The organism is Candidatus Contendobacter odensis Run_B_J11 (genome assembly GCF_000531125.1).
In the GTDB taxonomy this organism is placed as follows: domain Bacteria; phylum Pseudomonadota; class Gammaproteobacteria; order Competibacterales; family Competibacteraceae; genus Contendibacter; species Contendibacter odensensis.
The window spans coordinates 35,426-55,902 of sequence record NZ_CBTK010000112.1 but is presented as its reverse complement, the minus strand read 5'-3'; the positions used below and the strand labels follow the sequence as shown (position 1 = coordinate 55,902).

Below are 20,477 nucleotides of genomic sequence, written 5' to 3'. Positions count from 1 at the left end.
GCGAGATCGTGGTGGCAGTGTTCGGCGAGATCAGCGCGGGCAAGTCCTCGTTGATCCGCTCCCTGTTGCCGGGTACCGAGATCGCCGTTGACGTGCGCGGTGGCACCACCCGCAGCGTGAACTACTACATCTGGACCAGTTCCGCCGGTGACCGCTTGATTTTGGCGGATCTGCCGGGGTTGAATGAAGCGGATGGAACCATGGATCCCTTGGCCCGTGACGAGGCATTACGCGCTCATGTCGTCCTCTACGTTTGTGAGGGCGACCTGACCCGCGATCAGTACCAGGCGCTGCGCACTCTGGTCGATCTGGGCAGCCCGCTGATCGTGGCGCTGAACAAGATGGATCGCTATACCAGGCGGGAACTGGAACTGGTGCGCGAACGACTGGCTGAGAGGGTCGGCGAGCGCCTGGAAGTGGCGCCAGTGCAATGCGGCGGGATGGAGGAAGTCACCCGCATTTATCACGACGGTCGCGAGGAAACCAGTGTGCGTGAACGCCCGGCGCAGACTGATGAGTTGCGCCGCGCCCTGCAACGCTATCTCGACAGCGATCCGCAGGTGCTGGATGCGCTGCGTGACACCGCCGTGTTCGTGCTGGCGCAGCAGAAGCTGGATACCGCTGTCGCCCAGCACCGCCGCGAAAAAGCCGATGCCATTGTCCAAGGTTATTCGCGCAAGGCCGTGTTCGGCGCACTGGCCGCAGTCAGTCCCGGTACCGACGTGCTGATTCAGGGCTATCTGGGCTTTAATCTGATGAAGGAATTATGCGCACTGTACGAAGTGCCGGCGCGTGAGGTGGATATGCAGCGCTTCCTGGATTTGGCCGGCAACCAGCTCAAGCGCAGCCTCAACCTGTTGCTGGCTCTGGTCGGCAACGTGTTCAAGGCTTTTCCCGGCATGGGCACCGTGGTAGGTGGCATGATGCACGCTGTGGTCTATGGGCTGATCTTCGAGAGTCTGGGCAAAGCGGTCGCCCGCTCTCTGGAAAGCCGTGGCGATCTGGCAAGCGGCCCCGCCTTGCGGATGTTCGAGGATAACCTGAGTGAAGATTTGGAAGCGCGTGCAAAACGATTGGCCCAACTGGTTTGGGCGCGGCAACGGGAGGGTGACAGTGCCGGAACCCCTCCCGGTTAACGGCGATGCCCACTTGGCGCTGGCTCGCGACAGCCTGCGGGAACTGCTGGACGACAAACGGGTACCGCCGCCGGTGCGGGCGGCGCTGGCTGAGGAGTACCAGCAACTGCAAGTGCTGCTGGACAAGATTGAACACGGCCATGTTCACATCGCGGTGTTCGGGCGGGTCAGCGTCGGCAAGTCGGCACTGCTGAACGCCTTGCTAGGCGCAATGCGGTTCTCGACCAGCCCGTTACACGGCGAGACCACCCGCGCCGACCACGCCCGCTGGCAGGAGTACGACGCCGGCGGCGTATTCCTGATTGATACGCCCGGCATCAACGAAGTGGCGGGCGAAGCGCGGGAACAACTGGCGCACGATGTAGCCACCCGCAGCGATCTGGTCATGTTTGTGGTGGACGGCGACATCACCGACACCGAGCTAAAGGCGTTGCGGCAGGTCAAGGGCGTGGCGCAGCGGCTGGTGTTGGTGCTGAACAAAATCGACCGCTACACCCGCGCCGACCGCGAATTGTTGTTGCAGACGCTGCGCGAGCGCACTGAGGGGCTGATTCAACCCCAGGATATTGTGATCGCCGCCGCCCAGCCGACCGAGCGCATCGTGATTCTGGTGGACGCTGACGGCAATGAAACTGAAACCCGCCGCTGTCCTCCCGCCGACGTCACCGCCTTGCGCGAGCGGATTTGGGACATCCTCAAAGCTGAAGGCAAAACCATGGCGGCGCTCAACGCGGGACTGTTTGCCGGGCGCTTTTCCGACCGGCTGAGCCGCGAGATCATCACCATCCGCCATGATGTCGCGGATAAGATAGTACGTAATTATTGCCTGGGGAAAGGCGTGGCGGTGGCGCTGAACCCGATTCCGGTGGCCGACATTCTGGCGGCGGTCGCCACCGACGCCGCAATGATTCTGCATCTGAGCCGGGTGTACGGCCTGCCGATCAGCCGCACCGAAGCCGGTTCGCTGCTCAAAACCATCTTCACCCAACTGGTGTTTCTGATGGGCACGGTGTGGGGAATGAACCTGGTGGCGTCAGCGCTCAAAGGCATCAGTCTGGGGCTGTCTACGGTAGTAACAGCCGGAGCGCAAGGCGCGGTAGCCTGGTACGGCACCTATGTGGTAGGGCGCGCCGCCGAGCAGTATTTCGCTCAGGGCAAATCCTGGGGCGAGGGCGGGCCGAAGCGGGCGGTGCAGGACATTCTTGACAGCCTGGATCGGGAATCGCTGCTGGCCCAGGCGCGGGATGACATCCTGGCCCGATTGAAACCGCTGCTATGAGCTTTTCCTTCCTGCTCGGATTTTTCGCTTTATCCGGCATCGGCTTATGGTTCTGGCGCGACAGCCTCGGCGCCCGTGAACACGCCTGTGCCGCCAGCGCCAGAGCCTGCCAGCAGAGCCAGGTGCAACTGCTGGACGATACCGTAGCGCTGGAACGGCTGTGGTGGCGGCGCGACCGCGATGGGCGATTGAAGCTGGAGCGATTGTATCTGTTCGAGTTTAGCGACACCGGGCAACATCGCCGGATCGGCAGCGTACTGCTGGTGGGCTGGCGGGTGGAAGTGCTGCATATGGAAGGCGGCGATCTGCTGGTGCCGTAATCCCGCTCACACCCGCAACCCTCGCCATGCCACCCACCAGCCCAGCGCGCCTAACGCCGTTGCCAAATCGAACATCGCCACCGCTCCCAATCCTTGCCACAGATAACCCGCAGCCAGACTCCCCACCGCATTGCCCGCACCGAAACTCAAACTGCTGTACAACGCCTGGCCGCGTCCTTGGAGCGATCCGGGAAAGAATTGGTGAATCAGATGCATGGACACCGCATGGAACACCCCGAAACTGAAGGCGTGCAGGGTCTGGGCGAACAACAGGATCGGCAGCTCACCGGCAAAATGACCGATGAGCCACCAACGCAGCGTGGCCAGCGCCAGTGCCGCCAACATCAACCGACGCGGCCCGAAGCGCGGCAGCAACCGGTGCATCAGCAGGAACATTCCCACCTCGACCGTCACCCCCAGCCCCCACAACAGGCCAATGAATTCGCGGGAATAACCGTAGCCTTCCAGATACAACGAGAAGAAGCCGTAATACGCGCCGTGGGCGGCCTGATTGAGAAAGCAGGCAGTAAAAAAAGCGATCACCGCAGGCTGGCGCAGCACCTGGGCAAGCGGTGGCGCAGCCTGAGTCAGTGGTGCGGCGGGTCGATCCGGCACCAGCAAGCTGTTCAACCATATTGCAATAAATAACCCCAGCATCAGCGCCGGCACGAGGCTAATACCCCAGTCCCGCACCAAAAAGCCCACCCCAACTGCGGCTACGACAAAACCCACCGATCCCCACAACCGCACCTGGCTGTAATGGTGGGTGTGTTGGCCGAGATGATTGAGGGTGACCGCCTCAAACTGGGGCAGCGCAGCATTCCAGAAGAAGCTGAACAGCAGTCCCACCAACGCCAGTCCGAGATAGGAATTCCCCGCTGCATAGACCCCGGCGAAGCTCAGCGCCGTCGCCAGACAGGCCCAACGCACCATCCGCATCCGCCAGCCGCTGCGATCCGCCAGCCAGCCCCACAGATTGGGCGCGACCAGCTTGGTGGCTTGCGGGATTGCGGTTAATTCGCCGATCCGCGCCGGATCAAAACCCAGCGCTTGCAGATACAAACCCCAATACGGTAGCAACACTCCCAAGGCGGCGAAGTAGAACAGATAAAAACCGGACAGACGGGCGTAGAGACCGAGAGTGAGCATGGGAGATCGGGTGAAAATTCAGTGCAGCTTGCCGACAACAGCGAGCGGAACTTCTACAATGCGCCCTGATAACGACAAACTGATTGCTACAGGGGGAATTCTCATGTCCGAGCCCATTTTTTCACGCCGTGATTTTTTGCGGCTGTCCAGCATGGCCACCTTGGGCGCCACCGTAGCCGCCTGTGCCGGTTACCCGGCGCTGGCGGAACAGGACATGCCACCGCAAATACCCAAGACACCCGGCGGCGCTACGGTCGATCCGCCCACCGAGACCGGACACAGCACCACTGAAGCGGCGATGACTTCGCCGCAGCAAGCCTTGCAGCGGTTGATGGATGGCAACCAGCGCTTCGTCGCCAACCGTCTTACTGACCCCAATCGTTCGCTCCAGCGGCGCGCTGAAATCGCCAAGTCGCAGCAACCTTTCGCCACCATTCTCGGCTGCGTGGATTCGCGAGTGCCGCCAGAGCTGGTTTTCGACCGTGGTCTGGGCGATCTGTTTGTGATTCGCACTGCCGGTCAGGTGATCGATGAAGCGGTGCTGGGCAGCATCGAGTTTGGCAGCTTTGAACTCAAGATTCCGCTGATTATGGTGCTGGGGCATGAACGCTGCGGGGCGATCAAGGCCAGCATCGAAGTGCTGGAACACGGTGGCGGCGAGCATCGGCGCGGTAAGGGCGAACCCGCCGCCGTGCCGGGTGAGATCGGCTACCTGGTCAAAAGCCTGAAACCCGCTATTGACAAAGCCCACGCCTGGGGGATGGGCGATCTGGCCGAAAACGCCATGCGGGCCAACGTTTCACTCACCGTGCAGCGCCTGAAAAAATCACCGGTGCTGGCCGCCGCTGAAGAGAGCGGGCGATTGAAAATCGTCGGCGCCCGCTACGATCTGGACAGCGGCATGGTAGAGATGCTGTTCAATTGATCCAGGCAGGGTCAGAGGCTGCGGATCGCGCCGGGAATCGTCGGCGTAGCCGTGCGCACATCCAGATTCTGGGCCCGATGACGCAGGGCGTGATCCATCAGCACCAGCGCCAGCATCGCCTCAGCAATCGGGGTGGCGCGGATCCCGACGCAGGGATCGTGGCGACCCTGGGTCACCACCTCCACCGCCTCGCCCTGGAGATTGATGGTGCGCCCCGGCAAGCGGATGCTGGAGGTCGGTTTCAGCGCCATGCTGGCAACAATATCCTGACCGGTGGAAATTCCACCCACAACCCCACCCGCGTTATTGCTCAGAAAACCTTCCGGGCTGAGTTCATCGCGATGTTCGGTGCCGCGCTGTTCCACGCTGGCAAAACCCGCGCCGATCTCGACACCCTTGACCGCGTTAATACTCATTAGCGCGTGGGCAATATCGGCATCCAATCGGTCGAAAACCGGCTCGCCCCAGCCCACCGGCGCCCCAGTAGCGACTACCGTTACCCGTGCGCCGATGGAATCGCCGGATTTGCGCAGCGCGTCCATAAACTGCTCCAATTCCGCCACCTTATCCGGGTCTGGGCAGAAGAACGGGTTATTGTCCACTTCTTCCCAGACCAGTCTGACCGGTCGAATCGGCCCCAATTGGGCCAGATAGCCGCGAATCTCCACCCCGTAGCGTTCGCGCAGATATTTTTTAGCAATGGCGCCTGCCGCGACCCGCAGTGCGGTTTCCCGCGCCGAGGAGCGACCACCGCCGCGATAATCACGCCGGCCATATTTTTGCTGGTAGGGATAATCAGCGTGGCCGGGCCGGAATCGATCCATAATCTTGCCGTAATCCTTGGATCGCTGATCCACATTCTCAACCAACAACCCAATCGGCACCCCGGTGGTTCGGCCTTCAAACACCCCGGACAGGATGCGCACCTGGTCCGGCTCGCGGCGCTGAGTAGTATGGCGGTTCTTGCCTGGCCGACGGCGATCCAGATCATATTGTAAATCGGCCTCGGCCAACGCCAACCCCGGTGGGCAGCCGTCCACGATGGCGCCCAGCGCCGGGCCGTGGCTCTCGCCAAAGGTGGTGACGGTAAACAGCTTGCCAAAGGTATTACCGGACATGCGCAAAGACTCCTCGCACGAAGGCGGTGGCAGATCGCGCCACCGGTTGTAAAATGGGAGGCACATTATTTGCTTGGTTCAAATTTTATCGTTTTTGCCGCAACCCAACCGACGACTTACACTTTGTGGAACTATCATACCGTGCTAAACCTGCGCCGTATCTTGTTCTCCGCCCACCGGCACCGACTCACCCCGTGCGACGCCCATAGCAACAGGACCTGAACATGCATATTCCAGGCTATCAGATCGAGCGCGAACTCGGTCAAGGCGGCATGGCGATTGTCTATCTCGCCCTGCAGGAGTCGCTGCACCGCCATGTCGCGCTGAAAGTCATCAAGCCCGTTCTCACCACCGACGAAGAATTCGCCCAGCGCTTCCTGCGGGAAGGCCGCATCATCGCCCAGCTCAGCGATCCGCATATCGTCACGGTCTACGACATCGCGTCCTACGAGGGTAACTATTACCTGTCCATGGAGTACCTGCCGGGCGATACCCTGCAACAGCGGATCCGCGATGGCCTGCCGCTGAAAGAGGCGCTGGCCGTCGCCCGGTCCATCGCCGGTGCCCTGCACTACGCCCATCATCGCGGCATTATTCACCGCGACATCAAACCGCAGAATATTCTGTTCCGCGAAAACGGCAGCCCGGTACTCACCGACTTCGGCATCGCCAAAACCCTGGGCAGCAGCACGATTATGACTCGTACCGGGTTGTCCATCGGCACCCCGCGTTACATGAGTCCAGAGCAGATACGCGGTCAGGATGTGGACGCCCGCGCCGATCTGTACAGCTTTGGCGTCCTGCTTTATGAGATGCTCACCGGCGCAGTGCCTTACAACGCGAATGACAGCTTTGCGCTGGCGATGATGCATGTGACTGCACCGATTCCCGAACTGCCGCCAGAACTGTGCCGCTTTCAACCCCTGCTGAACAAATTGCTTGATAAGGATCCGAACCAGCGTTTCCAAAGCGGTCAGGAGTTCATCGCCGCCCTGGATAACCCAGATGCGATCCCGGTAGGTCCGCTTAATATCGCCGATCTGACCCGGAGGAGCGCCACCCCCACCCAACCTCGCCGGGGTTGGAAAGCCGAGGCAGTGGCCGTGCTTCTGGCGGGGGTGACGCTGGCCGGCGGTTCCTGGTTCTGGTTCCTGCGCACCCCGCCAACCCCGCCGCTGGTGGTCGCTACACCCACGACGACGCCTGCTGCCGACCCGGCGGTTCAGCGGCGCGCTGAAGTTGAGCAACGGCTCGCCCAAGCCCACCAGCGCCAGCAGGAGGGCGCACTGGAGGACAGTCTCGGCCTGATCGGACAGGGTTTACAACTCGCACCCGACCATCCCGAACTGCTGGCGCTGCGCGAGCAGGTCAACCGGCAAATCACCGATGTCCAAACCCGTAAAATATGGGAAGAGCAGCGACAACAGGCGAAATTGCAGGCGGATCAGTTTTTGGAACAAGCCCAGCGTGCCCAACAGGAAGGTGCGCTGGATCGGAGCCTGGTCCATATCGAACAGGGCTTGCAGGCCCTGCCCGATCATCCCGGTCTGCTGACCCTCAAACGAGAGGTGCAGGCGCGATTCACCAAAAACCAAGGTCAGTCCGAGGCGGCGCGCCAGCAGGCGGCGGCGGAAGAACGGCGTAAAGCGGAACAGGCTCGCCTGCAAGCTGACGCCGAGCAGCACCGGAAGAAAGCCGATGAGTCGTTGGCGCGGGCGCTGGATGCTCAGCGCAACCGCGCCTACGAGACCAGCCTGGTGCAGATCGAGCAGGGCTTGCAGCAGGCTCCCGACCACTCCCGGCTGCTGGCGCTGCGCGATGAAGTGCGCAGGCAATTACGCGATGCCAAGGCCGCACCACTGCCAGTTCAAACACCGGTCGAGCCAGTTGATCGGGTGGCTGCCCTGCTCCGGGAATGCACTGGTTATTTGCAAGCCAACCGGCTGACTTCGGGCAAGGGCGGCAATGCCGCTGACTGTTATAGCAACGTACTTCAGCGCGATCCAGGTAACGCCGAAGCGCGCGCGGGTCTGGCTCAAATCGCCGATCACTATGCGGACCTGGCGGCGGCGGCGGTGCGGCGTGGCGATATCAAGGCGGCACAGAGTTCGCTCGACAAACTGGAGCGGCTTAACCGCAGCGATTCCCGGATCACCGGTTTACGCGAACAATTGACGGCCCGGACGCAAGCCGTCGTTAAAACCCCGTCACCTCCGACCGACCAGGCTGAAACCGAAATCGCAGCGCCTTCAGCTCCGATCCGAACCGAGCGACCCGCAGACGTGAAAGCGCCGCCGCTCGATCTGGTCTCCGTCCCCCAGCCCCAGGATCGCTCCTCACCGGCGTCAACCTCCAACGATACCGAAACCCGGATCATTGCTCAGGATCGCCATGCCCGACTGTCCAAGACCGAAACTGCGGATAGCGTCAGCATGCAGGTGACGGTAGCCCCACAGGGCATTCTCGATGGTCGCTCGCCAGAACCGTCCGATGCGACAGCCAAGCCGCGTACCGCCGATCAAGCCTGGGCAGCGGTCAGGAACAGTACCGATCCCACCGAGATTGAACAGTTCCTTTCCGCTTACCCCAAGAGTCGGCAAGTCTCATCGGCTCGCGCCAAATTGAAGCAGTTGCAACAACAACCTTCCGCTCCGGGGCTGCTGAAAATCCGGGCGAACCTGGACGACGCTGAAGTCTGGATTAACGGACGCAATGTAGGCACCGCGCCGCTGGAAGTAGAACTGAAGCCGGGTTCCTACAAAGTGCGCGTCCGCCAAGAAGGCTATACCGACTGGAATGGACAGGTTGATCTGCGTGCCGGTGACGAAAGTACCCTCTCAGCCGTCCTTCCCCGGAAATCGGAGGTCGCTACTGCCAAACTTGCTACACCGCCGTCGGTATCGGAACCGGAATCCCCGAAACCGCATGTCCCAGACACTCAAACCGTGGCCAAGGCGACCCAGCCCGGACAGTCCGCCAATTGCCTGCGTGGCAATTGCGAGAATGGCGAAGGGACTTACCGCTATCCAGACGGCAGTGAATACTCGGGGCAGTTCCGCGACGCCAAGATGCATGGACAAGGCACTTATGTCTATGCGGGCCGTGGGGAGAAATACACCGGTGAGTGGCGCAACGGTGTGATCAGCGGCCAAGGTACTTATTATTACCGCAGTGGCAACCGCTATAACGGCGAATGGCGCAATGGACGCAAGCACGGTCAAGGCACCTATCTCTACGCCGACCGTGGCGATAAATATGTCGGTGATTTCGCCAACGACCAGCCCAATGGTCAGGGTGTGTACTATTACAGCAGCGGTGACCGCTACGAGGGCGAGTGGCGTAATGGGCGCAAGAATGGACAGGGCATACTTTACGAGGGTGGGCAGAAAATCGTTGGCGAGTGGCAGAACGACCAGAAAATCCGGGTGAAGGTGGAGCCGTGATCAGGCGCTTAGGGTAGGGCATTGCCGCCTACCCTTGACCGGAATGACACGCCTGATTGGCACCCAAGGCTGTATTAACGAGGTTGTAGAGGGTGCATCATCCGGCGCGGCACTCCCGGCCAGCCATACGGAATGAAGTCCGTATTGTTCTCTTCCAGGCACCTGACCGAGTGCAACTGGCTACCTTTAATGGGTGCATCCCCACCGTAACCACCGCAATAACTACCGCCACTGGCACTGACACAAGAGGTTGTGCCGCGATATGGACAGCTATGCTTGTCCGCTGGCATCAATCCTTCGCTACCATAACGCTTGGCTTTCACCGGACGGGTAATGTCGTTTTTCATTTTGAATTCCTCGCTTTGGTAGTCAGTGGCGCCACCGCTGGCCCTCCCTGAGCGCCATTTTTTGATTTTTTATACGATGTTATCGTTTCAGCCTTGTCTCTAGCACGGGTAATATCAAGATTCGTAACCTTAGAGTAAATCAGGAATTTCGCGAGTGCTATCGTGGTTTTCCCTGATACCTGTCAGGGTACCAGCCCAGCACATTTCGCAGCCCCACCTATCCATCCTCTATGACGATTCCAGGGTTCCAGTCATGAAAACCAGTGTCAGTTTCAGCGGGTTGCTCATCGCCGCCGGCGTTTTGGGCTGCTGGGTTACGCTGGCCGGTTTCGCTGGAAATTTCTGGTGGGTCTTTGAACTCACTACGCATTTCCGGGTGCAGTATGCGCTCGCCCTGGGCACATTCGTGATCCTTCTACTGCTGATGCGTCAATGGTACTGGGCAACGCTATTCGGAATCTTTGCCCTGCTCAACGCAGCAGTCATCGCGCCGGCATTCTGGAGCGATAACCCCACGGCGCGGGCTGCTCGTGATGGATTACCTGTGTTACGGGCCTTGCTCGCCAATGTCAATATCGACAACCGCGACCACGAACGCATCCGGCAAGCCATCATGGAGTTCGATCCCGATGTAGTGGTGCTACTGGAAGCAACCCCATGGCTGCTCGACCGTCTGCGTGATCTAAACGAACACTATCCACATCGTATGGCCGAGCCGCGAGATGACCCCTTTGGCATCGCCCTCCTCAGTCGCCATCCCTTCTCCTCAGCTCGCGTCATTCACTTCGGCGATGCAGGTCCACCGGCTATTGTGGCTGTTATCGCCGCCAGCGGACATCCGTTTACCGTAATCGGGGTTCACCCGTGGCCACCGGTCAGCGCCGCGTTTGCCCAAGGCCGCAACGAACAACTGCATCAACTGGCGACACTGATACGCCAGACTCCGCCACCGCTGCTGGTACTGGGCGATCTCAACACCTCACCGTGGTCGCCGTATTTCACTCGCTTGCTGGCCGATTCCGGTCTGCACAACAGCCTGCAAGGGCGCGGCATTCAGCCGTCCTGGCCTGCCGACTGGCCGTTGCTGTGGACGCCGATTGACCATGCGCTGTTCTCCGAAGGAATCCAGACTCTGCAACGGAAAGCTGGATCGGCCATCGGCTCCGATCATTATCCGGTCATGGTCGAATTCCAGGTCATCGGCCCATAATAACCGTTCAATCTCACTCCATCCTGCTGGAGACCGCCTAACCATGAGTTCTCGCCGCACCTCTTTAACTTCACTCATCGAATCTGACTCTGACGCGGTTGCCATGGCTTCCAGGCGCACGTTTCTCACTCGATTGACGACCCTGTTCGCAACCGCCGGCCTCGGGATTCTGCCGCAATCCAGCACTGCGGCCCGGTGGATAGAGCCACCGCCTGTGGCCCACCCAAACGGGCCGGTGCGCTACTTTCAACCTTCGACCCCACTCAGGATTCAGCGCCTAGAATCCACTGATCTTAATCTCACGATCCAACGCTATCTGATGCAGTTGCGCCAGGCGGGTCGACTCGCGGCCAATGAAAGCACGGCCTGGTTGGTCCATGATTTCACCAGCCGACGATTCCTGGTCACCATCAACGCCGCTACGCCCTATCAAAGCGCCAGCATGATCAAGCCGTTCATTGCGCTGGCCTTTTTCCACAAGGTGCAGGAAGGCAAACTCAGTTATACCCCGTTCCATCGCCAGCGCATGGAGGCCATGATCCAGCACAGCGACAACCGCGCCACCAACTATTTCATTGAGTTACTGAGCCGGACCAGCCACCGCTCCGGTCCCGCCGAGGCGGAACTTACTCTCAAGCAGCGTTATCCCGGCGTTTTCCGCCAAACCCGGATCGTTGAACGCATCCCCGGCGATGGACGGAGTTACCGCAACCGGGCCTCTGCGCTCGACTACCATCGCTTCCTGCAAGCACTCTGGTACGACCAACTTCCTTATTCCGGTGAACTCAGGCGGCTGATGTATCTCCCGAACCGGGATCGGATTTACACCGACGCGGTGGGGGTAGCGCGACAGACACAGGTTCTCGACAAGACTGGCACTACGGCGCGGCTGTGCGGCGATATGGGCATTCTGGTAGCTCGAGGTCGCGATGGACGAAGTTACCCCTATACTTTCATCGGCATCATCGAAAAGGCCCAACCAGCCCAGAACTATCCGGCCTGGCAGCAGGCGCGTGGCGATGTGATCAGGGAAATATCCGGCATGGTATATGAGCAGTTGCAACACACTTACCCTCTGGTGTGATTCAGGCCGTCACGGTTTCCGCCGGTGTTGCAATACCCACCTGCTGAAGTTACGGGTTCAATCCTCGTCGTGGTCCGCGAGCAAATCATCCTCGTCGCTCACATCGTCTTCGTCCTTCGCTGCATCTTCCTCTTTTTCGTAGCCCAGATCGTCCGATTCCATTTCATCGAAGGGACCGGACCAGTCCTCCGGGGCTTCGATGGACTCAATCGGCAGCTCGTACCAGGCGTCCAAATCCAGATCTTCCAATTCGCCATCAAAGTATTGAATTTCGATGGTCTGGGCATCCTCATCCAGGGCGACAACCTCGAAATCGTTGCCGGTTTCCTGGTTGCGATACCAATTACCAATGATGGGATCAACGTCGCTCATACCGGTCTCCTGTTGAGGCGGGGGGTGGGGCGCCGGCAGGCCTACCGGCTTGGCTTTTAATTGTTACGGTCAATTTTGAACAATTCCCCGCCTACAATTCAACCTTGGGATCAACAGAAATTCAACAACCGAGCGCTAAAAAAACCGGCCCTTCAGGGAAGGACCGGGTTCATGGTACAGGTTCAACCAGCCACAGCCTGGGCTGCGGCCAATCACTCAGCGCTACTTGACGGCGCGGTTATCCACCAGATCGCTGACCACATTCGGATCGGCCAGCGTCGAGGTATCCCCCAGGGCATCCACTTCATTGGCCGCGATCTTGCGCAGGATACGGCGCATGATCTTGCCGGAACGGGTCTTGGGCAGACCGGGCGCCCATTGCAATTCGTCGGGTGAAGCAATCGGACCGATTTCCTTGCGGACGTGGGCGATCAGTTCCTTACGTAACGCCTCGGTCGGTTCGATGCCCAGTTTCAAAGTGACATAGGCGTAGATGCCCTGCCCCTTGATGTCATGCGGATAGCCGACCACGGCAGCCTCAGCGACCGCTGGATGCAACACCAGCGCCGATTCAACTTCAGCGGTGCCCATGCGGTGACCAGAAACATTGATCACGTCGTCCACCCGACCGGTGATCCAGTAATAGCCATCCTCGTCGCGACGAGCGCCGTCACCAGTGAAGTACAGTCCCTTATACATCGAGAAATAGGTGTCGACGAAGCGCTGATGGTCGCCGTACAAGGTGCGCATGATCCCCGGCCATGGCCGGGTGATGACCAGATTACCGTCGGTGGCGCCTTCCAGAAATTGGCCCTCGGCATCTACTATCGCCGGGCATACCCCAAAAAACGGGCGGGTAGCGGAACCGGGCTTCAGCGCGGTAGCGCCGGGCAGCGGGGTGATCAAAATGCCACCAGTCTCGGTCTGCCACCAGGTGTCCACAATCGGGCAGCGGCCATCGCCGATATGGTTGTAGTACCACTCCCAAGCTTCGGGATTGATCGGCTCACCCACCGAACCCAGCAGCCGCAGCGACTTACGTGAGGTGCGCTTGACCGGTTCCTCGCCCTCACGCATCAGCGAGCGGATCGCGGTCGGCGCGGTGTAGAAGATATTAACCTGATGCTTGTCCACCACCTCCCAGAACCGGCTCACGTTCGGGTAGGTCGGGATGCCTTCAAACATCAGCGTGGTAGCGCCATTGGCCAATGGGCCGTAGACGATGTAGGAGTGGCCGGTGACCCAACCCACGTCAGCGGTACACCAGTAAATATCGCCGTCATGATAGTCGAAGATATATTTGTGGGTGATCGCGCTATGCAGCAGATAGCCGCCCGTGGTATGCAGCACGCCTTTGGGCTTGCCGGTGGAGCCGGAGGTGTACAGGATAAACAGCGGATCCTCGGCGTCCATGTGTTCGGGCGGGCAGTCGGCGGACGCCGTAGCCATCAGCTCGTGATACCACACGTCGCGGCCTTCGACCCAAGCAACGTCGCCACCGGTACGCTTGACCACCACAGTCTTCTGTACGCTCGGCGTACTCTGCACCGCTTTGTCGATATTGGCCTTCATCGGCACCTTGCGCCCGCCGCGCATCCCCTCGTCAGAGGTAATGACCAGGGTGCAGGTCGCATCGAGGATGCGATCTTTTAGCGAATCGGGCGAGAAGCCGCCGAATACGATGGAGTGAATGGCACCGATGCGGGTGCAAGCCAGCATGGCGACCGCAGTTTCGGGGATCATCGGCATGTAAATGCAGATTCGATCCCCTTTCTTGGCGCCCAGCCCCTTCAGCACATTGGCGAACTTGCACACATCGGTATGCAGTTGTTTATAGGTGACTTTCCGGTCTTCGTTGGGGCTGTCGCCTTCCCAGATGATGGCGACCTGATCGCCGCGTGTCGCCAGATGGCGATCCAGACAGTTGTAACTGACATTGAGCGTGCCCCCCTCGAACCAGCGAATGTGGCCCTTGGTGAAATCCCAGTCCAGCACCTTGTCCCAAGGTTTGAACCAAGTGACGAATTGCTTGGCTTGCTCCGCCCAAAACCCGTCTGGGTCATCCACCGAGCGCTGATACATTTCCTGATATTGCGCGTCGTTGATCCAGGCGTGGGCGGCGACTTCGGCGGGTACCGGATAAATTTTGCTGTCAGACATTATCGTATGTCTCCTTTAGCGGTGGTGGTGATATGCGTAGTGCATTCAGCGCAGGCGGCGGTGGAAGCTATTTCCGCGCCTATTTGGGACTCATTATTTTTAGTCTACGACCTAAGCCTTGTCTACACGGTCGGGATTTACGGGCAGGCGAAAAAAGCGCGATGACAGGACCGGATCGCAGGCACCCGATCCAACCGCCAATGGGCCAGCGCCCAGTCCAGGATGATCGTTGGCGGTTCCCGCACCAAATCAGACGGCGGTTGTTGCCCCAGAAAATCCAGCGCAGCCCACAACGCGGAACCAAGATTGCGTTCGTCCAACGGCGGCGCCCCGGTTTGTTTGCTCAACTTGTCGCCACCGGAGTTCACCGCCACCGGTAGATGTGCGTAATCGGGAGTGGGTAGTTTGAGTAGACGCTGCAAATAAATCTGCCGGGGTGTGGAATCCAGCAGATCGCTGCCACGCACCACCTGGCTAATACCTTGGTCAGCGTCATCCACCACTACCGCCAGTTGATAGGCAAACAAACCATCAGCGCGGCGGATGATAAAATCGCCAACCTCGCTTTCCAATCGTTGTTGATAGCTGCCTTGCAACGCATCCTGGAACAGGATCGGCGCGTCATTCACCCGCAGGCGAATGGCGCAAGGTCGATCCGGCTGGCGCACACCGCAGCGACACGTTCCTGGGTAGATTGGGCTGCCGTCGCGGGCACGAGGATTGCTCGCCAATTGCCGTCGGGTACAGGTGCAGGGATAGGCTCGTCCGGCGCGCAACAGCCACTCCAGCGCTGCTTGATAGCGTTCCGTCCGCTGACTTTGATAGCACACCGGCCCATCCCAGTGCAGCCCACACTGTTCGAGGGTACGCAAGATGGCATCCGCCGCTCCCGGCACGGTGCGCGGACTATCTACATCCTCGATGCGCAGCAACCATTCACCACCACACCGCCGCGCCTCCAGAAAACTGCCCAGCGCGGCAATCAGCGAACCCAAATGCAGCAAGCCGGTTGGGGACGGCGCAAACCGACCGCGTACCTTACATGCCGAGATTAGCCACCCCGCTTTTCGCGCACTTCTTCCAACATCTTGCAATCAATACACCGCGTGGCGGTCGGTCTGGCTCGCATCCGTGGCAGCCCAATCGCGATGCCACAGGTTTCGCAATAACCGTAGTCGCCGCTTTCAATCTGAGCCAAGGATTCACTGATCTTCTTTAGTAGCTTGCGTTCCCGGTCACGGGTGCGTAGTTCAAGGCTGAACTCCTCCTCCTGAGTCGCACGGTCGTTGGGGTCAGGGAACGCAGTAGCCTCGTCCTGCATGTGGTTCACCGTGCGGCCCACATCGTCCAGCAGACTTTGTTTCCACTCCAGCAGCACTTGGCGAAAATCAGCCAACTGCGCATCATTCATGTACTCCCCGTTGTCGGCGGACGAGTAGGACACGGGCATCCTCTGCGCAAGCGGATGGGTAGCGACCATGGCGATTTGCTCCTGCATTTGCAGCCAAGCCAGCGTGGCGGAACAAGTCGTCAACTCGTCCACCACGACACTGACATCAGCAAGGGGTGATGCCATCAGCAAAATGTACCGCAACCGTTTTTCCGTGGCAAAAATAGGCAACCGAAACTTCGCGCTGCCCTTGCAAGACCGCAGGGAATGACCTGTCAGGACGCCACGCTAGAACTGCTCGGCAGTCAACGCCATGATTGAGACCCCGCCGTTCCGTATTGAGATCAGCAGAGCGGCTGTCTTGGGCAACACATGTTCAGCGTAGAAGCGAGCGCTCACCAGTTTGGCTTCGTGGAACAAGAGATCCTCGCCGACCCTCAACTTTCGCTGCGCTGCCTGCGCCGCCCGCGCCATTTGCCAGCCGCCGCAGACCGTACCCGCCAGCATCAGATAATCCACCGAGACCGCCATGACGGCGTTAGCGTCGCGAGTATCGAGTATCCACTGAGTCGCCTCGGCCAATGCCCGCACTCCCTCGCCCAAACCGGTGCGGATCGCAGCCATATCATCACCGGGCGCTTGACCCAACTGTTCAGCAACCTCTCCCATCTCGGTAATCAGCGCCCGCATCGCCGCGCCCTGATCCATGCTTAACTTGCGGCCCGCCAGATCGGCGGCCTGAATCCCGGTTGTCCCTTCATAAATGGTGGTGATGCGGGAATCGCGCAGATGCTGGCAAGCGCCGGTTTCCTCGATGAAACCCATGCCGCCGTGAACCTGGACCCCCAGCGACGCGATTTCGATACCAATCTCGGTGAACCAGCCCTTGACCACCGGAATCAGCAAATCCACTCGCGCCTGATGGATTTTACGGATCGCGGCATCGGGATGATAACGCGCCAGATCCATATATCCGGCCACCACGTAGGCCAGCGCCCGCATCGCCTCGTTCTGGGATTTCATCAGCATCAGCATCCGCCGCACGTCGGGATGATGAATGATGGTCACCCGCTCACCACTCTTAGCGCCCACCGGCCGACCCTGCACCCGATCCCTGGCGTATTCCCGCGCCGCCTGATAGGCGCGTTTAGCGATGGCCAGCCCTTGTAACCCGACCTTGAAGCGGGCCTCGTTCATCATGATGAACATGTAGACCAAGCCCTTGTTCTCCTCGCCGACCCGATAGCCCACCGCACCGTCCTGGTCGCCGAAAGCCATCACACAGGTCGGGCTGGCATGGATACCCAACTTATGCTCGATGGACACGGCATTAACATCATTACGGGCACCCAGCGAACCGTCCGGGTTGATCAGGAACTTGGGCACAATGAACAGCGAGATACCCTTGACTCCCTCCGGCGCATCCGGGGTACGGGCGAGTACCAGATGAACGGTATTCGGGGTCATGTTGTGCTCACCCCAGGTAATGAAGATTTTCTGGCCGAAGAGGCGGTAATGATCGCCCTCCGGTACAGCGCGGGTGCGCACCGCCGATAAATCAGAACCGGCCTGCGACTCGGTCAGGTTCATAGTGCCGGTCCATTCGCCACTGATCATTTTCGGCAGGTACAGCGCCTTCTGTTCAGCGGATCCGGCGTGACGGATCGCTTCAATCGCGCCGGCGTTGAGCAACGGACACAGCGCGAAGGACATGTTGGCGGAGTTCCACATCTCCTGGGTGGCTGTGTTAATGATCTCCGGCAGCCCTTGCCCGCCAAATTCGGTAGAACAGCCGATGCCGTTCCAGCCACCTTCGACAAACTGCTGGTAAGCCTCGGCAAAACCATCGGCGGGAATCACCCCCTGCGGCGACATCCGTGCGCCCTGGATATCACCGACTTTATTGAGGGGTGCCAGCACCTCTGTCGCCAGCTTGGCGGCCTCCTCCAGCACCGCTTCCAAGAGTCCGGGGCCGATCTCCTGTTCGGCGAACGCGGGCAGCGCAGCGACTTCCGCTAAACCGGCCAATTCATTGATGACAAACTGCATATCGCGGGTTGGCGCAGAATAGGTGGTCATAAACGTCTCCTCTGGGGGGAGTTACGATAAGGGATTAGGGGAATGAGCGCCGCTGGAACAGCGGCGCGGGATCAGAATGGGAATGTTTAACCAGCGGCTTTCAGCTTGTCCAATTCCTTGGACAGTTCGGGGATGGCAGTGAACAGGTCCGCCACCAGACCGTAGTCAGCCACTTGGAAAATCGGCGCTTCCTCATCCTTGTTGATGGCAACGATCACCTTGCTATCCTTCATTCCGGCCAAGTGCTGGATAGCGCCGGAGATACCCACCGCGACGTAAAGTTCGGGTGCGACCACCTTGCCGGTTTGGCCCACCTGGTAATCATTAGGCACAAAACCGGCGTCTACGGCAGCGCGGGAGGCGCCTACCGCTGCGCCCATCTTGTCAGCTACATCCTCCAGCAATTTGAAATTGTCGCCGTTGCCCATGCCACGCCCACCAGAGACGATAACGCGGGCGGCGGTCAATTCGGGCCGGTCGGATTGGGTCAATTGCTGACCAACGAAGCGGGAAATACCGGCATCGGCAGCGGGGGCTGCGGCTTCAATACTGGCGGATCCGCCGACCGCTACGGCGGCGGGAAACGCCGTACCGCGCACCGTCATCACCTTGACCGAATCTTTGGATTGCACCGTCGCCAGCACGTTGCCCGCGTAGATCGGGCGCACGAAGGTGTCGGCGCTCTCCACCTTGATCACGTCGGAAATCTGCGCCACATCCAGCAGCGCCGCGACCCGTGGTAGCGTGTTTTTGCCGCCAGCGGTCGAAGGCGCCAGGATGTGGCTGTAACCGCCCGCTAAGCTGACTACCAGCGCCGCCATATTCTCGGCCAGTTGATAGGCATAGTGCGGCGCGTCGGCCAGCAGCACTTTTTTGACGCCCGCAACTTGGGCGGCAGCCTCAGCGACTGCGCCGCAACCGTGACCGGCCACCAGCACGGCGATATCGCTGCCGAGTTGCGTAGCGGCGGTAATGGTGTTCAGAGTGGCCGCCTTGAGGACGGCGTTGTCGTGTTCGGCAATAACCAGGATGCTCATGATTCGTTACCTGAGGCGTTAGATGGCGTGCGCTTCGTTGTGGAGTTTATCGACCAGAGTGGCGACACTGTCAACTTTAATCCCTGCCTGCCGTTTGGGTGGTTCCTGCACTTTCAAAGTGATCAAACGCGGCGCGACATCCACGCCCAAATCTGCCGGTTTGAATACGGCCAGCGGCTTTTTCTTGGCTTTCATGATGTTGGGCAGCTTGACGAAACGCGGCTCGTTCAAGCGCAGGTCGGTGGTGACCACCGCCGGCAACTTCAGCGCCACCGTTTCCAGCCCGCCATCCACTTCGCGGGTGACATTGACTGTGCCCGCCCCAACCTCGACCTTGGAGGCAAAAGTGCCTTGCGGCCAACCCAGCAGCGCCGCCAGCATTTGGCCGGTCTGGTTGGCATCGTCATCAATAGCCTGCTTGCCGAGGATAACCAGATCGGGTTTTTCCTGATCGACCACCGCCTGGAGCAGCTTGGCGACTGCCAGTGGTTGCAGTTCAACCTCGGTTTCCACCAGGATGCCCCGGTCGGCGCCCATCGCCAGCGCAGTGCGGATCGTATCCTGACAGGCGGCGATCCCCAGCGAGATCGCCACAATTTCCTTGGCTGTGCCCGCTTCCTGCAAGCGGATCGCTTCCTCCACCGCAATCTCATCGAACGGATTCATCGACATTTTGACGTTGGTGGTTTCTACCCCGGAACCGTCCGCCTTGGCTCGAACCTTGACGTTATAATCAACCACCCGTTTTACCGCGACTAGAATTTTCATTGTTCACCTTTTGGTTGTGAGTCTCTGCGTTCTGAAATTCTGGAATGGCGCTAAACCCTACTGAAGCATGGTATTTAGTCCCCCTTGGCGATGCAATGCATTTATTGGCTACACCACGGTCAGTGGGAAGTTTCACTCCGTTCCTGCCGCTCGTGTAGGCTATGCGCCTGAACATCCCCCTAATCTGGAGAAACGCATGTACTCGACTCACGAAGGCTATAACGACAGTATCCACGGCTACTATCTGGAAGATCTGGAAGTCGGCATGAGCGCCTCTCACGCCAAGACCGTCACCGAAACCGATGTAGTGATGTTTGCAGGACTGACCGGTGACAACAACCCGGTGCATTGCAACGAAGTATTTGCCGCGAAGACACCATTTGAGAGCCGCATCGTCCACGGCATGTTCTGCGCCGGACTGATTTCCTGCGTATTGGGCACTCGGTTGCCCGGACCGGGCTGCATTTATTCGGATCAGCAATTACGTTTCAAGGCCCCGGTGCGGATCGGCGATACCGTCACCGCTGTTTGCACCATTCAGGAGATCATCCCGGAGCGGCGGCGGGTGATCATCAACACTATTTGTACGGTGCGGGACAAAATTGTGGTTGAGGGCAATGCCACGATCATGGTCAGTCGCCGCAACAAACCCTGAGTCCG

18 protein-coding genes are annotated in these 20,477 nt (G+C 59.6%); 8 read left to right on the top strand and 10 right to left on the bottom strand.

Features of this window, described 5'->3' with window-relative positions; all coding sequences use genetic code 11:
- The 3 genes from BN874_RS08660 to BN874_RS08650 form a co-directional block, all read left to right on the top strand.
- A partial coding sequence (locus BN874_RS08660; RefSeq protein ID WP_034432117.1) for a GTPase occupies positions 1–1,136 on the top strand: 1,136 nt, incomplete at its 5' end.
- On the top strand, positions 1,114–2,415 hold the full coding sequence (locus tag BN874_RS08655) for a YcjF family protein (RefSeq protein ID WP_230314376.1): 1,302 nt from the start codon (positions 1,114–1,116) through the stop codon (positions 2,413–2,415). The genes BN874_RS08660 and BN874_RS08655, both read left to right, overlap by 23 nt.
- Positions 2,412–2,735: a DUF3301 domain-containing protein gene (locus tag BN874_RS08650; RefSeq protein ID WP_034432100.1), complete on the top strand. Its 324-nt coding sequence runs from the start codon at positions 2,412–2,414 to the stop codon at positions 2,733–2,735. Before BN874_RS08655 ends, BN874_RS08650 begins: the two co-directional genes overlap by 4 nt.
- A gap of 6 nt (positions 2,736–2,741) precedes the next feature.
- Here the strand turns inward: BN874_RS08650 and BN874_RS08645 are convergent, their stop codons facing one another.
- Positions 2,742–3,884 carry an MFS transporter gene (locus BN874_RS08645; RefSeq protein ID WP_034432099.1) on the bottom strand — a complete coding sequence of 381 codons (1,143 nt, stop codon included), beginning with the start codon at positions 3,882–3,884 and terminating at the stop codon, positions 2,742–2,744.
- Between the two features lie 103 nt (positions 3,885–3,987).
- Here BN874_RS08645 and BN874_RS08640 point away from each other — a divergent pair, with 103 nt between their 5' ends.
- Positions 3,988–4,809: a carbonic anhydrase gene (locus tag BN874_RS08640; RefSeq protein WP_034432116.1), complete on the top strand. Its 822-nt coding sequence runs from the start codon at positions 3,988–3,990 to the stop codon at positions 4,807–4,809.
- A gap of 11 nt (positions 4,810–4,820) precedes the next feature.
- Here the strand turns inward: BN874_RS08640 and aroC are convergent, their stop codons facing one another.
- Positions 4,821–5,927, bottom strand: coding sequence for a chorismate synthase (gene aroC / locus BN874_RS08635; RefSeq protein WP_034432097.1), 1,107 nt, complete (start codon positions 5,925–5,927; stop codon positions 4,821–4,823).
- A gap of 224 nt (positions 5,928–6,151) precedes the next feature.
- Between aroC and BN874_RS08630 the strand changes: the two genes are divergently transcribed.
- Entirely contained in the window at positions 6,152–9,370 is a 3,219-nt protein-coding gene (locus BN874_RS08630; RefSeq protein ID WP_034432096.1) for a serine/threonine-protein kinase, read from the top strand.
- Between the two features lie 74 nt (positions 9,371–9,444).
- On the opposite strand, the gene BN874_RS24395 is transcribed toward BN874_RS08630, so the two are convergent.
- Positions 9,445–9,717: a hypothetical protein gene (locus BN874_RS24395; protein WP_154724825.1), complete on the bottom strand. Its 273-nt coding sequence runs from the start codon at positions 9,715–9,717 to the stop codon at positions 9,445–9,447.
- 253 nt (positions 9,718–9,970) lie between these two features.
- On the opposite strand from BN874_RS24395, the gene BN874_RS08625 reads away from it, so the two are divergent.
- Both BN874_RS08625 and BN874_RS08620 read left to right on the top strand, forming a co-directional pair.
- Entirely contained in the window at positions 9,971–10,927 is a 957-nt protein-coding gene (locus tag BN874_RS08625) for an endonuclease/exonuclease/phosphatase family protein (protein ID WP_034432095.1), read from the top strand.
- Between the two features lie 103 nt (positions 10,928–11,030).
- Positions 11,031–12,011, top strand: coding sequence for a serine hydrolase (locus tag BN874_RS08620; protein ID WP_195912143.1), 981 nt, complete (start codon positions 11,031–11,033; stop codon positions 12,009–12,011).
- Positions 12,012–12,068: 57 nt separating this feature from the next.
- Here BN874_RS08620 and BN874_RS08615 read toward each other — a convergent pair whose 3' ends face one another.
- The 7 genes from BN874_RS08615 to BN874_RS08585 all read right to left on the bottom strand — a co-directional run bounded on the left by BN874_RS08615 (position 12,069) and on the right by BN874_RS08585 (position 19,817).
- Positions 12,069–12,383: a DUF6763 family protein gene (locus BN874_RS08615; protein WP_034432093.1), complete on the bottom strand. Its 315-nt coding sequence runs from the start codon at positions 12,381–12,383 to the stop codon at positions 12,069–12,071.
- 222 nt (positions 12,384–12,605) lie between these two features.
- Positions 12,606–14,543, bottom strand: coding sequence for an acetate--CoA ligase (gene acs, locus BN874_RS08610; RefSeq protein WP_034432091.1), 1,938 nt, complete (start codon positions 14,541–14,543; stop codon positions 12,606–12,608).
- Between the two features lie 137 nt (positions 14,544–14,680).
- Entirely contained in the window at positions 14,681–15,637 is a 957-nt protein-coding gene (gene gluQRS, locus BN874_RS08605; RefSeq protein WP_420886116.1) for a tRNA glutamyl-Q(34) synthetase GluQRS, read from the bottom strand.
- Entirely contained in the window at positions 15,595–16,023 is a 429-nt protein-coding gene (gene dksA, locus BN874_RS08600; protein WP_081756255.1) for an RNA polymerase-binding protein DksA, read from the bottom strand. Before dksA ends, gluQRS begins: the two co-directional genes overlap by 43 nt.
- A gap of 198 nt (positions 16,024–16,221) precedes the next feature.
- Positions 16,222–18,012 (bottom strand): acyl-CoA dehydrogenase, encoded by a 1,791-nt coding sequence (locus BN874_RS08595; RefSeq protein ID WP_034432090.1) that lies wholly within the window; start codon positions 18,010–18,012, stop codon positions 16,222–16,224.
- 86 nt (positions 18,013–18,098) lie between these two features.
- A complete protein-coding gene (locus BN874_RS08590; RefSeq protein WP_034432089.1) occupies positions 18,099–19,049 on the bottom strand; it encodes an electron transfer flavoprotein subunit alpha/FixB family protein in 951 nt (316 codons plus the stop codon).
- A gap of 18 nt (positions 19,050–19,067) precedes the next feature.
- On the bottom strand, positions 19,068–19,817 hold the full coding sequence (locus tag BN874_RS08585) for an electron transfer flavoprotein subunit beta/FixA family protein (RefSeq protein WP_034432088.1): 750 nt from the start codon (positions 19,815–19,817) through the stop codon (positions 19,068–19,070).
- A 196-nt stretch (positions 19,818–20,013) separates the two neighbouring features.
- Here BN874_RS08585 and BN874_RS08580 point away from each other — a divergent pair, with 196 nt between their 5' ends.
- Positions 20,014–20,472, top strand: coding sequence for a MaoC family dehydratase (locus tag BN874_RS08580; RefSeq protein ID WP_034432087.1), 459 nt, complete (start codon positions 20,014–20,016; stop codon positions 20,470–20,472).
- Positions 20,473–20,477: the final 5 nt, after the last annotated feature.